Raw genomic sequence first — 12968 nt, forward strand, 5'->3', positions numbered from 1 at the left:
CGGCACTCCGACCCGGCGGCAAGCTGCCACCGGAGATCTGGGTGCTGGTATCGGCGGCGTTCGTCATCGCTCTCGGATTCGGCATCGTGGCTCCCGCGTTGCCGCAGTTCGCTCGGGAGTTCGGTGTCGGATACACGGCTGCTTCGGCAGTCATCAGCGCCTTCGCCCTCATGCGGTTGCTGTTCGCGCCCGCCAGTGGATCTCTGGTTCAGCGGCTGGGCGAACGGCCCGTGTACCTGATCGGGCTACTGATCGTCGCCGTGTCGACCGGTGCATGCGCTCTGGCCCAGACGTACTGGCAGCTGCTGGTCTTTCGCGGGCTCGGCGGAATCGGCTCGACGATGTTCTCGGTGTCGGCTCTCGGGTTGCTGATCAGGATCAGTCCATCCTCGAGTCGCGGTCGCATCTCCGGTCTGTACGCGACGAGCTTCCTGATGGGAACCATCGGTGGGCCGCTCGTCGGCGGCGCGCTGGTCGGATTCGGTCTACGCGTGCCGTTCGTGATCTATGCCGTGGCGCTCGTGATCGCCGCAGCGGTCGTGTATTTCACCCTCGGGAATTCCGATCTGGTCAAGCCGGAGAAGGGCACTGCACCGCCGACGATGTCGTTGCTCGCAGCGCTGCGAATTCCGTCGTATCAGGCTGCGTTGGCGTCGAATTTCGCCAACGGTTGGGCGGTGTTCGGGGTTCGGGTGGCTTTGGTGCCGTTGTTCGTCGTCGAGGCGATGCAGCGGTCCGAGGTGTTCGTGGGCATCGCGCTGACCGTGTTCGCAGTGGGCAATGCGCTGGTTCTCACCAGCGCCGGTCGCCTGTCCGACGTGCGCGGCCGCAAGCCTTTCATGGTGGGGGGCCTGGCGGTGTGCGGCCTGGGAACCGTCGTGATGGGGTATGTGCAGGATCCTGTGCTGTTCCTCGTCGTGTCGTTGATCGCCGGAGTCGGATCGGGTCTGATGAGCCCGGCCCAGCAGGCCACGGTTGCCGACGTGATCGGGTCGAAGGCACGCGGGGGGACCGTACTGGCTGCCTTCCAGATGGCGTCCGATGTCGGCGCGGTCATCGGCCCGGTGGTCGCGGGAATGATCGTGGAGCGGGTCTCGTTCGGTCCGGCCTTCGCGGTGACGGGTGCATTGCTTCTGCTGGCCGGAGTGTGGTGGTCGCGTGTTCCGGACACTCTCGGGCGCGAGCGCTCCCAGGGCGCACAACCGTAGTATTCGCAGTGTGAGCCAGAAGAAGATATCGAAGACGAAACACACACCCGAGGCAACCTCCAATACGATGACCTACGTCTTGGGCGGCATCGCATTCGTTGTGGTGGTGATCGTCATCGTGGTTGCGATCATGTGGCAGAGCGGAAATGATGCCCCGCGCAACGATGGCTACGGAACCGTCAAGAACCCCGCGGTCGAAATGTTCTTGCCGGGAGACGGCGTGGTGCAACTGGCCCGGCCGGAAGCGCGGCGTGTGATCGATGTGTTCGAGGATCCCATGTGCCCGTTCTGCGGCGACCTCGAAGTGAAACACGGGCAGGAGTTGGCCCAGAAGATCGACGACGGCGTTGTCTCGGTGAATTACCACCTGGTCAATTTTCTCGATCCGCAGTCCGCGTCGGGTGACTATTCGACGCGTGCGGTCGCGGCGTCGCACTGTGTGGCAGCGACGGAGAACGCGCGGGTCTACTCCGCTTTTCACGCCGGGCTGTTCGACCCGGAATTTCGCCCCGAGGAAGGCAGCGATTCCGACAGAACCGATGCCGAACTCGCAGAACTTGCCCGATCTGCCGGGGCGAGTGACCTGGCGACACAGTGCATCGCCAGCGGTGCACAGCGCGATGCTGCAGTGGCCGATGCGAACACCGGACGGGACGCGCTGGCAGCCTCGGGTGCGCGCGGTACCCCGGGGGTGCTCGTGGACGGGCAGGTTGTCGATGCTCTCGGTGACTCGGAATGGTTGGCGTCGATCAACTGATTCTCTGACCTGGTTGCGGCCGGTTGTCGACTGTTCGGTAGGGGCCGCACCAGGTGATTTGTTGCTGCTGGGAGAGATGGTGTAACTTCGTTCGAGCAACCGCATGAGCGGGAGCACGCAGTAACTCGGGGCTATGGCGCAGCTGGTAGCGCACCACACTGGCAGTGTGGGGGTCAGGGGTTCGAGTCCCCTTAGCTCCACCGAGATGGCAAGCTCCACCGAGATTGTCTTTGTGTTCAACAAGAAAAGCGCCGCCCATCGGGCGGCGCTTTTCTCGTTTCGGTTCCGGCGGCTATCGAATCGGCATCCGTATGTCGTGCCCGGAGCCGATTCGGTAGTCGTAGGGGTCAGTGTGCGGCGTCGAAAGCCTGCTCTACCTCGGCGGGGATTCTGCCGCGCGCGGATATGTTGTGGCCGTTCGCCTTGGCCCATTCTCTGATGGCTTTGGTTTGATTCGCGTCGCGCTTGGCACCGGTTGCGGGAGCGCTCGACTTCTTGGTCCGCTTTCCACCGAGCTTGGTGGAATGCTCGATGTAATAGTCGAGCTTGCGGTGAAATTCCTTGGCGTTCTTGTCGCTCAGGTCGATTTCGTAGCTGACTCCGTTGACCGAATAGGTTATGTGTTCGCCACCGGATTCGATCGGTTTTTCGTCGATGTCGTCGACTAGTTGCACATAGACTTTTCTGGCCATGCTTGAGCTCTCCAATGGTGCAGGGGATGATGCGGGGATGTCCAGATCGAACTGAAGTGACTATACGGCTGAACAATGTGTTTATCCATGCGTGACGGGGCATCGTTACTCGATTCGCAGAATTCCCACAGAATCCGATCCGTCGGTTCACGGAAACCGGCGAGGTGATCGATAGTGGCATTCTCCGAGCGATGCGCTTCCTCCTTTTCGGAAAGAAAGACGAACTGTCCGGTTTCAATACCTGTTTCCATCGCTGAGTCGGTTCGCGTTCGTGTGTAACGGGATCCGCGAACCCGGCTGGAGTGCCGTCGGACCGAGGCAACGAACCGGTCACGAAACGCAGACGTTTCACTAACGAATGTCGACTCGATGCGCGACGTCGACTATTTCTGCTTCACTTGAGACGCAAGTGTCTGTTGTGACGTGTGGTGTCCCGAAGCATCGGTGCCCCCATTCCGACCGACGGTGTCCGAGGGGCCGAGAGGGGAGCAGCGCGCCGAGTTCTTCGGTGCGTTCGAGAAAATATGAAACCTGCACTGATGACCAGGGCGGCAGCAACAGCATTGATGTGCGCCGGGACGCTCGGTGCCGCCGTGCTCGTGGCCGTACCGGCGGTCGCCGCACCGTCTGCCACAGCACCGTCTGCCACAGCACCGTCGAGCGTCACGCCGGCCGCAGGCACCGAGTTGTCGGGCAAGACAGTCTTTCTCGATCCCGGCCATCAGGGCACCGCGCATTCGGAAAACCTGCAACGTCAGGTGAACGACGGACGTGGCGGCACCAAGGATTGTCAGACCACCGGTATGACGACCCTCGACGGCATACCCGAGCACACCATCAACTGGAAGGTGAGTGAGCTCGTCCGGTCGAGCCTCGAGAGCCTCGGAGCCACGGTGAAGACCAGTCGAGCGGACGATGCCGGCTGGGGCGGATGCGTCGACGAGAGGGCGCGGGCAGCCAGCGCGTCGGGCGCCGACGTCGCCGTCAGCATCCACGCGGACTCGACGAGCACGACAACCGACACCGGCAAGCACGGGTTCCATCTGATCGTGCCCACGCTGCCGATTCCCGACGCCGCGGCCGATGCTGCACAGTCCGAGGGTGGACGTTCGGCATCGAGTCTGATGCGCGATTCCTACGTTCGCGCCGGTTTCGATCCAGCAAACTATGCAGGCGTGGACAACGGAATTCAGGAGCGATCGGATGTGGCTGGACCTGCACTGACCACCGTGCCTCTCGTCTTCGTGGAGATGGGCAACGGATCGAACCCGGACGACGCCGCTCTGCTCGAGAGCTCGGACGGCCAGCTGAAGCACGCAATTGCCATCTCGACGGGAATCATCGATTACCTCCTCGGTGCCGAGACCCCGTCCGCGACGGCAGCGGAGTCCGCCACCACACCTGCGGCAGCCCCGGCTGGGACGTCGGCGTCCGACGCCACCGCGTCCACCGCAACAGCACCCACCGCGACAGCGCCGACCGACACAGGTCCCGCAGTCGCGGGGCGTAGCGCGTTGTCGCGACTGCTCGAGAGCGTCTCACCGTATGTCGAATCGTTCGGCGCAGACGGCCTCGAATCGCTCGCGACACCGGAGAACGTGAGCAGTGTGTCGACTTTCGCTCGAGGCCTGCTGACGCAGATTATCGCCGACCGGTAGTCTCGGACGCCGTGGCGCGTCGAAAGATTCCGGTGGTGATAGTCGCCGGCTTTCTCGGCGCAGGCAAGACCACTCTTCTCAATCACCTGTTGCGCAATGATTCGGGTGTTCGAATCGGGGTCGTGGTCAACGATTTCGGAGCAATCAACATCGATTCGATGCTCGTGGCCGGGCAGGTCGATTCGATGGTTTCTCTGGGCAACGGCTGCATCTGTTGCGCCGTCGACATCAGCGACATGGACGCGATGTTCGACGCGTTGGCGCATCGCCGTTCGGCCATCGACGTGATCGTGGTCGAGGCCAGTGGATTGGCCGAGCCTCGCAACTTGATCCGAATGGTCCGTGGCAGCGAGAACGAGTTCATCGTCTACGGCGGTCTCGTCGGGGTCGTCGACGCGGTGGAATTTCCGCAGACTCGCATTCTGCATCCCGAAATCGACCAACACCTGCAATTGGCCGATCTGGTGGTCCTCAACAAGTCCGATGCGGTCTCGGAGACCGAGCGTTCCGCGGTCGTGGCGACGGTGCGGTCTCTCGTCGCAGACGTGCCCGTGGTGCCGGTCGCCTTCGGTCGCGTCGATCCGCTGTTGCTGTTCGACCGTCGCGACGATCTCTCGGTCGATTCGACCATGGCCGTGCAGTTGTCGTTGGACGAGCTTCTCCGGGAGAACCACGACGATCACGACCACGAGCGTCACCTGCACGCGCAGTACTCGCACACCGAATTCGTCACGACAGATCCCGTCGAGCCGCGCCGGTTCATCGAGTTCCTGGAGAATCCCACCGGAAACCTCTACCGCATCAAAGGTTTCGTGCATTTCGCGATTGCCGGCCATACGAAGAAGTTCATCGTGCACACGGTGGGCCGACACATTCGATTCGAGGCCGCATCGTGGGCTCGAGGTGAGGCCGAACAGACCTCGTTGGTGCTGATCGGTACCGAGCTCGACGCGCCGGCCGTCGAGCAACGGTTACGTGCCTGTGTTCGCAGACCGGACGACAGCAACGACGTCTCCGCCATGCTCCCGGTCCATCGCTACCTCGAGACCGGGTAGTTCTACAGCCCTACCCACTCGGTACGACCGCCCTCGAATCCCTGGCGCTTCCAGATGGGAACCTCGGCCTTTATGCGTTCGACGAGTCGGGCGCATGCCTCGAACGCTTCGGCGCGATGAGCCGAACCGACGGCCGCGACGAGCGCGAGGTCGCCGACGCGCAGATCGCCGACGCGGTGTACCGCGGCCACCGCCAGTCCGGTCTCTGCCGATACCTCCGAGCAGCACCGGCTCAAGAAGCGTTCTGCGTCGGGGTGTGCGCGGTATTCCAGAGTCTCCACGGCGTGACCGCCGTCGTGATCACGCACGATTCCGCTGAACAGTACTACGGCTCCGTGATGCGAATCCTGAACCGCTGCTTCGACTTCGGTAGTGCTCAACGGTTCGTTCGAGATGCGGGCGACGAGCTCATTCATCGTGTGATCCTCCTCCGGCGATCTGGGCCAGCACATGGTCGAGGAGCGGGTCGAGAACGGCGAGTCCGTCCTTCACGCCACCCGGCGAGCCCGGCAGATTGACAATCAGTGTGCGTCCGATGAGGCCTGAGACGCCTCGGCTGAGCACCGCGTGCGGCGTCGCAGATGTTCCGCGGGTTCGGATCGCATCGGCAATGCCCGGCATATCGATGTCGATGAGCGCCGCCGTGGCCTCGGGGGTCGCGTCGGTGGGGGACACACCGGTACCGCCGGTGCTGATGATCAACGACGGTTCGCCGCGCAAGGATTCGTGCAGGCCCGTTGCGATATCGGCGTCCGCGAACACCAGTGGACCTCGGACGCTGAAGCCCCGATCGGTCAACCAGGATGCGATGGTGGGGCCGGTGGTATCGGGCCGAGTTCCCCGCGCGCCACCGGTGGAGGCCACCAGAACGACCGCGGATCGGGTGGACTCGAAGAGTGGTGGAGCGGCAGCGGTGGGGGAGACCTCCGCGTCGTCCCGTTGCCAATGTCCGTGCTTGCCACCGTCTTTTGTGATCAGTCGGACACCGTTCATGGTGGCACCCGGATCGACGGCCTTGACCATGTCGTGCAGAGTCAGGCCGGCGACAGCGACCGCGGTCAGTGCTTCCATCTCCACCCCGGTGCGTCCGGTGGTGCGTGCCGTCGCCTCGACCGTGATGGACGAGTCGGTGAATCCGAACGAGATCTTCACCGACGAGAGCGCGAGCTGGTGACACAGCGGGATCAGTTCGGACGTTCGCTTGGCCGCCGAGATACCCGCGATACGCGCGGTGGCGAGCACGTCGGCCTTGGGCATGTCGTCCGCACGCACGAGCGCGATGACCTCGGCGGTGGTGACGAACTCACCGGCGGCGACGGCCGTGCGCGCGGTTTCCTTCTTGTGCGCAACATCGACCATGCGCGCGCGCCCCTGATCGTCGAGATGGGACAGGTGGGCGTGCGGGGCGTCGGTGGTCACAGCGGCCATACCTCCACGTGGGATCCTGCAGCGAGTTCGGTTGTCTCGGAATCGATATCGATCAGTACGTCCGCCCAGGCCAGTGCGGCGACCAGGTGAGAGCCAGGCCCGGCGACGAGCTCGACCCGGCCGTCGTCGCGCAGGCGGCCACGCAACAGTTGCCTTCTGCCGGGCGGTGACACTATCGGTTCGTACAGGGCCGCGGTGGACGAGAGCACCGGAGGTAGGCCGGCCGCTCGCCGAACGATGTTGCGCGCGAACATGATGTACGAGACGACGGTACTGACGGGATTGCCGGGGAAGCTGAGCACGGGAATGCCGTCGAACACCGTGGTGCCCTGAGGCCCGCCCGGCTGCATGCGAACCGATCCGAAGTTGCCGCCGAGTGGTCCGAGCACGTCCTTGACCACCTCGAAGTCGCCCATCGACACCCCGCCGGAGGTGATGATCAGCTCTGCAGATTCTGTTGCAGCGTCGAGTATCTCGCGAAATCGGGCTGGATCGTCGGAGCTGCGCGCGACGGCGACCACCTCCGCGCCGCTGGCACGAAGGTGTGCGGCGAGGGTGATTCCGTTCGAGTCGTAGATCTGGCCCGGCGTCAGTGTCGTTCCGGCGTCGGCCAGTTCTGCACCGGTGGTCACGACGGCCACGCGAGGACGCGAGCGGACGTCGACCTCGCCGAGACCGACGGCCGCGAGAACGGAGATGTGCCGGGGTTCCAGCACTCGGCCTGCTTCGACCAGGACTGTTCCGGTGCGCACGTCGCTGCCCTGCTCGCGAACGAATTCACCTGCTGCGCGGCTCTTTTCGATCGTCACGGAGCCGGCCGTCGTCGCCGTGGTGTCTTCGACGGGGACGATGGCGTCGGCTCCGTCGGGAATGGGCGCACCCGTCATGATCTTGGCAGCGCTCCCCGGAGCCAGCGGTGCCGATCCCGTCGGGCCTGCGGCGATGACAGTCGAGACCGGAAGCGTGACCGGGGTCGTCGCCACGGACCGGGCATCCACCGCATAGCCATCCATCTGCGAGTTGCGGAACAGGGGCAGGTCGACCGGTGATCGCACGTCCTCGTACGAGACGCGTCCCAGTGCGTCGGTGAGAGGAATGCGCTGCGCGGTTCTGGTGGCCAGCGCCGCGAGCAGGGCCTCGATCGCCGCGGCATGTTCCTCGACGGACACGGCGCTCACTGCGGCGGTCCGATGGTTACGCGCAGGTGCTCAGCCGTCATGGGTGTCAATCCTAGGCACGCCGATCGGGCCGCCCGGTGTGGGCTGCGGCATACTGGGTAGACACGTAGACGACAGGCGTGATTTTCGACGAAGGTGAGGCGTTAGGTGACGGTCGACAGTGTCACCTCGCTCGGCATTCCCGGTTTCGGCACCGGCACCGGTTCCCTCGCAGGCGGTGCGAACTCGGTGTCCGATCGGCCGGACGTGCCGCATCTGATCGACCGATTCGGCCGGGTTGCACGCGACCTGCGAATCTCCATCACCGAGAAGTGCTCGTTGCGATGCACGTACTGCATGCCGGAGGAAGGCCTGCCTGCCATTCCCGCAGCAGCTCTGTTGACTCCCGCCGAGATTGCGCGAGTGGTCTCGGTGTCGGTGCGTCTGCTGGGCATTCGAGACGTGCGCTTCACGGGAGGCGAGCCGCTGATGCGTCGCGATCTCGACGAGATTCTGCGGCTGTCCGCCGATGCAGCGCAGGGTGTTCCGCTGTCGATGACCACCAACGCCGTCGGTCTCGAGCACCGGGCGCAGTCCCTGGCCGAGGCCGGGTTGACCCGGGTGAACGTCTCGTTGGATTCCGTCGATCGCGAGCATTTCGCGCGGTTGACGCGACGAGACCGATTGCCGTCCGTGCTCGCCGGAATCCGGGCAGCAAAGCGCGCGGGGATCGGTCCGGTCAAGGTCAACGCCGTTCTGATGCGCGACACATTGGCCGGTGCCGTCGATCTGCTTCGCTGGTGCCTCGACGAAGGGGTGGCGCTGCGGTTCATCGAGCAGATGCCCCTCGATGCCGATCACGAGTGGGCTCGCGAGAACATGGTCGACGCCCAGACCCTGATAGACGAGTTGTCGACGTCCTTCGATCTGCGAGCCGTGGGCCGCGCCGATCCGTCCGCCCCGGCCGAGGAGTGGAGCGTCGACGGTTCCGACGCCACCGTGGGCATCATCGCGTCGGTGACGCGATCGTTCTGCGGAGATTGCGACCGCACGCGGGTGACGGCCGAGGGAACGATTCGGTCGTGCCTGTTCAGTGACGACGAGACCGATCTACGCGCGGCTCTACGCGGCGGCGCGAACGACGACGAGCTGGCCGCCGTATGGCGCGGGGCGATGTGGAACAAGTGGGCAGGGCACGGCATCGGAGCCGACGGCTTCGTACCTCCTACCCGCAGCATGGGGGCAATCGGTGGGTGACACTCAGGTAGAGGTGCGGTACTTCGCTGCCGCGGTCGACGCGTCGCACTGTGAGTCCGAGTACGTGACCGTGCCGCTCGGGGCCACTCTCGCAGACCTGCGAGAGCTGATCCTGTCCCGGCACGGCGCGCCGATGGAGCCGATCCTGCGGGTGTCGGCCTATCTGGTGGGGGACGACCTCACCCGGGACCTGGATCGCGCCATCGGCAGCAGGGTCGATGTGCTGCCGCCCTTCGCCGGCGGCTGAGGAAACCCCAGTCGCCGGCAGCGTCGTTCAGCTGCTCCTCTTCCACCAATCGTCGAACGGCGTCACCGGCACCGTGCGCTTGTGACGGGTCGCGAGGAACATCTTCTCCAGCTTGTCTGCCACCTCCTCGGTGACGTCCTTGCCCTCCAGGTAGTCGTCGATCTGCTCGTACGTCACGCCGAGCGCTTCCTCGTCGGGTAAGGCCGGACGGTCGTCTTCGAGGTCAGCGGTGGGAACTTTGCGCCAGGTACTTTCCGGCGCACCCAATTCCCGCAGCAGTGCCGCGCCCTGTCGCTTGCTCAAGCCGGTCAGCGGAGTCAGATCGACCCCGCCGTCGCCGAACTTGGTGAAGAAGCCGGTGATCGCCTCGGCGGCGTGATCGGTGCCCACGACGACGTAGCCCAGTTCGCCCGCGACTGCGTACTGCGCGACCATGCGCTGGCGAGCCTTGATGTTGCCTCGTACGAAATCGCGAATCTCGGAGGCACTCAACGCTTCCGCGGTCGCGGCCGCAGCGGCGTCGGCAGCGTCCTTGATGTTCACCGTCACCGTCCGGTCGGGATCGATGAACTTCAGTGCGATCGATGCGTCGTCCTCGTCGGCCTGCACGCCGTAGGGAAGGCGAACGGCAACGAATTCGGCCTCGTGTCCGTCGGCTCTGAGTTCGGTCGCGGCCTGTTGGGCGAGCTTGCCGGTGAGCGTGCTGTCCTGTCCGCCGCTGATGCCGAGTACGAATCCCGAGGCCGGCGTCGACGCCAGGTAGTCCTTCAGAAAGTCCACTCGCCTGCGGACCTCCGTGATCGGGTCGATGGTCGACTGCACTGCCAGCTCACGCATGATCCCCGAGCGCAATTCCGAGTTGATGTGTCCCATCACGTCATCCTAATGACGGGTGCGGGTATGCGGTCCCGCGCCGTGCGTAGTGTCGGTGGTCGTGAGCGGATCCTCGGATACTTTCGTGAAGCGAAACCCCCAGGCGCACCCCGACTTCTTCGCGGCCGAGGCCACCGGTCTTCGTTGGCTCGGCGAGGCGAAGGCGCCCGTCGTTCGAGTCCTGGGGCACGGGCCGACCTACATCGAGCTCGAACGGCTCACCGCGGCCCGTCCGACAGTGCCGATGGCCAACCGATTCGGTAGAGCACTGGCTCGAATGCACAGCAGTGGCGCGGCCGGTTTCGGAGCTCCTCCGATCGACTCCGATGGTTCGTCGTTCTCGGGTCGGTTGTTCATCGGTTCCCGGCCGATGAGCAGTGCGGTGCACCGGACATGGGGTGCTTTCTACGCGGCCGAACGAGTGGTGCCGTTTCTCCGAATCGCAGTCGATGCAGGCACCGTGTCGCAGTCGGAGACCGTGACGGTCGAGAGGGCATGCGAACGCATCGCGAACGGTGAATTCGACGACGCAGAGCTGCCCAGCCGTATTCACGGAGATCTGTGGAACGGCAACGTGTTCTGGACCGACGGGGGAGTGGTGCTGATCGACCCTGCAGCCCACGGTGGCCACCGTGAGACCGACCTGGCGATGCTGGCGCTCTTCGGGTGCCCCCATCTCGACGCTGTCGTCGACGGCTACGAGGCGGTGTGGCCGCTGCGAGCAGGGTGGCGCGAACGCACTGCTGTGCATCAGCTGCACCCGCTCGCCGTCCACGCGGCTGGGCACGGCCGCTCCTACGGCAGCGCGTTGCATACTGCGGCCATGGCCGTCATGGGGCTCTGAGCAGACAATTACCGAACGTGAGTTGCCCTGCGTACCAAGTCTTCCCAGCCGTCGGCCAGGCGATCCATCGGCATCCCGAGATCGCGATACTGATGCAACACCAGGGTCGCTTCGAGTGGTGTGAGGAGCCAGTACGCCAGCAGTTCGAGATCTCCGTCCACCTCGGCTGCGCGGAGCAGCGACAGGACGTGGGTGAAGTTCACCATGTGCGCCGGGGCGGAGTACCGCGCGTCGTCGGAGTTCTCGGCAGCGCGTAGGACTTCGCCCTGAACGTTGACGAACTCGAGCCGAGCTCGGCCGAAGGCAACGAGACGGTCGATGGGAGCGGCTCCGGGGCCGAGTGGGGGATCGCCGAACATGAACGAGTGCTGCAGCTTCTTCTCGGTGTGGTCGAGCAAGGCGCGCATCAGACCCGCGCGGTTTCCGAACCGTCGGAACACTGTGCCTTTGCCTACTCCGGCTTTCGTGGCCACCGCGTCCATCGTGATGGCGTCGGCTCCGACCGTCGCGACCAGATCCGTTGCGGCGTCGAGGAGCAATCGACGGTTGCGCGCTGCGTCGCACCGCTCGGAGTCCTCGCCCGCAATGGGCAGCATCGGGCCGTTCACAGTTCGAGCCTACCTTGCCGGGAACACAAATGGACCATGGTCCGTTTGGATGGTAGGAATAGCACGACGATCTCGTCACCCGAACTTGCGAAGGAATAACCTCATGTCAGACGCTCACGTACTCGTTCTCGTCGGAAGCTTGCGCGCCGAGTCGGTGAACAAGCGGATCGCCGAGACTGCTGTCACGGTTGCACCCGCCAATGCCGAGATCGTCGTGTACGAAGGTCTCGGAGATGTCCCTTTCTACAACGAGGACATCGACGTCGAAGGATCTGTGCCCGCCGCCGCGCTCGCTCTGCGTGCCGCTGCCGAGAAGGCGTCGGCACTGTTGCTCGTCACACCCGAATACAACGGCACCATCCCGGCCGTGTTGAAGAACGCGATCGACTGGCTCTCGCGGCCCTACGGCGCTGGTGCCATGGTGGGCAAGCCGGTCGTCGTGATCAGTGCGTCGCCCAGCGGCAACGGAGCCAAGTGGGCGCACGAGGACACCAGCAAAGCCGTGCGCATTGCCGGCGGAACGGTTCTCGAGGACGTCCAGCTCTCCATCGGCGGAACCATCGACAAGTTCGGTTCGGCCCATCCGCGTGAGAACGCCGAGGTCTCCGGTGAGATCGGGCACGTCGTTGCCGAGTTGGTCAAGGCGTCCGACGGTCTCGTGAACGCCTGAGCTCTATCGGGTATGAGAATCGTTTTCATGTAGGATGACGGCATGAAGGTGAGAAACTCGTTGAAATCGCTCAAGAACAAGCCCGGTGCGCAGGTGGTACGGCGGCACGGGAAGGTGTTCGTCATCAACAAGAAGGAACCACGGTTCAAAGCGCGGCAGCGCTGACGAGCGCGTGATTCAAGGAAGGGCCCTCGGAGAAGTTCGGGGGCCCTTCGTCGTGTCGGGGGATGGTCGATGGCCGCCGGTGCGCGTCACCGGGCCGACCGGTTCTCGTTGTGATCGATCACACTTGCGATGTGTGATGCGCGACACGCCGAAGTGGCGGGATTTTCAGCCCTCTGCGGAGCCGTGACCAGCAAATACCACGCATGTTGTTCGCAACATCTCGTGTTGTAGGCAGATGTCGGACACTAGGTGTAGTGTTTGACCGACCGAGAGACCACAACTCGAAGAACCCGGGAAACGGGTTCGAGCAGGTCGAAGTCGCCCTGAGCGGGAGATGTTCTCGGTGCCA

15 protein-coding genes and 1 tRNA gene are annotated in these 12968 nt (G+C 64.3%); 10 read left to right on the forward strand and 6 right to left on the reverse strand.

Going from position 1 to position 12968, the window contains the following annotated elements; all coding sequences use genetic code 11:
- The first annotated feature begins 23 nt into the window (after window positions 1–23).
- The 3 genes from ACNEOT_RS12575 (at window position 24) to ACNEOT_RS12585 (ending at window position 2165) form a co-directional block, all read left to right on the forward strand.
- Window positions 24–1208 (forward strand): MFS transporter, encoded by a 1185-nt coding sequence (locus ACNEOT_RS12575; RefSeq protein WP_415975128.1) that lies wholly within the window; start codon window positions 24–26, stop codon window positions 1206–1208.
- Window positions 1209–1218: 10 nt separating this feature from the next.
- On the forward strand, window positions 1219–1965 hold the full coding sequence (locus ACNEOT_RS12580) for a DsbA family protein (protein ID WP_415974369.1): 747 nt from the start codon (window positions 1219–1221) through the stop codon (window positions 1963–1965).
- A gap of 127 nt (window positions 1966–2092) precedes the next feature.
- Window positions 2093–2165: transfer RNA gene (locus tag ACNEOT_RS12585), tRNA-Ala, on the forward strand.
- A gap of 147 nt (window positions 2166–2312) precedes the next feature.
- Here the strand turns inward: ACNEOT_RS12585 and ACNEOT_RS12590 are convergent.
- On the reverse strand, window positions 2313–2657 hold the full coding sequence (locus tag ACNEOT_RS12590; protein WP_415974370.1) for a histone-like nucleoid-structuring protein Lsr2: 345 nt from the start codon (window positions 2655–2657) through the stop codon (window positions 2313–2315).
- Between the two features lie 539 nt (window positions 2658–3196).
- Between ACNEOT_RS12590 and ACNEOT_RS12595 the strand changes: the two genes are divergently transcribed.
- Entirely contained in the window at window positions 3197–4315 is a 1119-nt protein-coding gene (locus ACNEOT_RS12595; RefSeq protein WP_415974371.1) for an N-acetylmuramoyl-L-alanine amidase, read from the forward strand.
- Between the two features lie 11 nt (window positions 4316–4326).
- The gene (locus ACNEOT_RS12600) at window positions 4327–5370 is read left to right on the forward strand and encodes a CobW family GTP-binding protein (RefSeq protein ID WP_415974372.1); all 1044 of its coding nucleotides are present in this window, start codon (window positions 4327–4329) and stop codon (window positions 5368–5370) included.
- A gap of 2 nt (window positions 5371–5372) precedes the next feature.
- On the opposite strand, the gene ACNEOT_RS12605 is transcribed toward ACNEOT_RS12600, so the two are convergent.
- From ACNEOT_RS12605 to glp, 3 genes are read right to left on the reverse strand one after another with little or no spacing between them, the layout of a single operon-like run.
- Complete coding sequence (locus ACNEOT_RS12605; protein ID WP_415974373.1) at window positions 5373–5786, reverse strand: molybdenum cofactor biosynthesis protein MoaE; 414 nt, start codon at window positions 5784–5786, stop codon at window positions 5373–5375.
- Window positions 5779–6798 (reverse strand): bifunctional molybdenum cofactor biosynthesis protein MoaC/MoaB, encoded by a 1020-nt coding sequence (moaCB, locus tag ACNEOT_RS12610; protein ID WP_415974375.1) that lies wholly within the window; start codon window positions 6796–6798, stop codon window positions 5779–5781. The genes ACNEOT_RS12605 and moaCB overlap by 8 nt, the downstream gene beginning before the upstream one ends.
- On the reverse strand, window positions 6786–7976 hold the full coding sequence (glp, locus tag ACNEOT_RS12615; RefSeq protein WP_415974377.1) for a gephyrin-like molybdotransferase Glp: 1191 nt from the start codon (window positions 7974–7976) through the stop codon (window positions 6786–6788). The genes moaCB and glp overlap by 13 nt, the downstream gene beginning before the upstream one ends.
- Window positions 7977–8153: 177 nt before the next feature.
- Between glp and moaA the strand changes: the two genes are divergently transcribed.
- Window positions 8154–9212: a GTP 3',8-cyclase MoaA gene (moaA, locus tag ACNEOT_RS12620; RefSeq protein ID WP_415975129.1), complete on the forward strand. Its 1059-nt coding sequence runs from the start codon at window positions 8154–8156 to the stop codon at window positions 9210–9212.
- Window positions 9205–9459 (forward strand): MoaD/ThiS family protein, encoded by a 255-nt coding sequence (locus ACNEOT_RS12625; protein ID WP_415974378.1) that lies wholly within the window; start codon window positions 9205–9207, stop codon window positions 9457–9459. Before moaA ends, ACNEOT_RS12625 begins: the two co-directional genes overlap by 8 nt.
- A gap of 27 nt (window positions 9460–9486) precedes the next feature.
- Here the strand turns inward: ACNEOT_RS12625 and nadE are convergent, their stop codons facing one another.
- The gene (gene nadE, locus ACNEOT_RS12630) at window positions 9487–10332 is read right to left on the reverse strand and encodes an ammonia-dependent NAD(+) synthetase (protein ID WP_415974379.1); all 846 of its coding nucleotides are present in this window, start codon (window positions 10330–10332) and stop codon (window positions 9487–9489) included.
- Between the two features lie 55 nt (window positions 10333–10387).
- Here nadE and ACNEOT_RS12635 point away from each other — a divergent pair, with 55 nt between their 5' ends.
- Window positions 10388–11176, forward strand: a complete 789-nt coding sequence (locus ACNEOT_RS12635) for a fructosamine kinase family protein (protein ID WP_415974380.1) — start codon at window positions 10388–10390, stop codon at window positions 11174–11176.
- Between the two features lie 8 nt (window positions 11177–11184).
- On the opposite strand, the gene ACNEOT_RS12640 is transcribed toward ACNEOT_RS12635, so the two are convergent.
- A complete protein-coding gene (locus ACNEOT_RS12640; protein ID WP_415974381.1) occupies window positions 11185–11784 on the reverse strand; it encodes a TetR/AcrR family transcriptional regulator in 600 nt (199 codons plus the stop codon).
- 103 nt (window positions 11785–11887) lie between these two features.
- Here ACNEOT_RS12640 and ACNEOT_RS12645 point away from each other — a divergent pair, with 103 nt between their 5' ends.
- On the forward strand, window positions 11888–12454 hold the full coding sequence (locus ACNEOT_RS12645; RefSeq protein ID WP_415974383.1) for an NAD(P)H-dependent oxidoreductase: 567 nt from the start codon (window positions 11888–11890) through the stop codon (window positions 12452–12454).
- 42 nt (window positions 12455–12496) lie between these two features.
- Window positions 12497–12619 carry a type B 50S ribosomal protein L36 gene (gene ykgO, locus ACNEOT_RS12650; protein WP_019668008.1) on the forward strand — a complete coding sequence of 41 codons (123 nt, stop codon included), beginning with the start codon at window positions 12497–12499 and terminating at the stop codon, window positions 12617–12619.
- Window positions 12620–12968 lie beyond the last annotated feature (349 nt).

The sequence above is a fragment of the Rhodococcus sp. 077-4 genome, assembly GCF_047782425.1.
Taxonomy (GTDB): domain Bacteria; phylum Actinomycetota; class Actinomycetes; order Mycobacteriales; family Mycobacteriaceae; genus Rhodococcoides.

Excerpts from the sequence above, each read along its gene's own strand:
- ACNEOT_RS12590 (WP_415974370.1), bottom strand. The coding sequence starts at position 2,657 with ATGGCCAGAAAAGTCTATGTGCAACTAGTCGACGACATCGACGAAAAA.
- ACNEOT_RS12595 (WP_415974371.1), top strand. The coding sequence starts at position 3,197 with ATGACCAGGGCGGCAGCAACAGCATTGATGTGCGCCGGGACGCTCGGT.
- ACNEOT_RS12605 (WP_415974373.1), bottom strand. The coding sequence starts at position 5,786 with ATGAATGAGCTCGTCGCCCGCATCTCGAACGAACCGTTGAGCACTACC.
- moaCB (WP_415974375.1), bottom strand. The coding sequence starts at position 6,798 with ATGGCCGCTGTGACCACCGACGCCCCGCACGCCCACCTGTCCCATCTC.
- nadE (WP_415974379.1), bottom strand. The coding sequence starts at position 10,332 with ATGGGACACATCAACTCGGAATTGCGCTCGGGGATCATGCGTGAGCTG.
- ACNEOT_RS12645 (WP_415974383.1), top strand. The coding sequence starts at position 11,888 with ATGTCAGACGCTCACGTACTCGTTCTCGTCGGAAGCTTGCGCGCCGAG.
- ykgO (WP_019668008.1), top strand. The coding sequence starts at position 12,497 with ATGAAGGTGAGAAACTCGTTGAAATCGCTCAAGAACAAGCCCGGTGCG.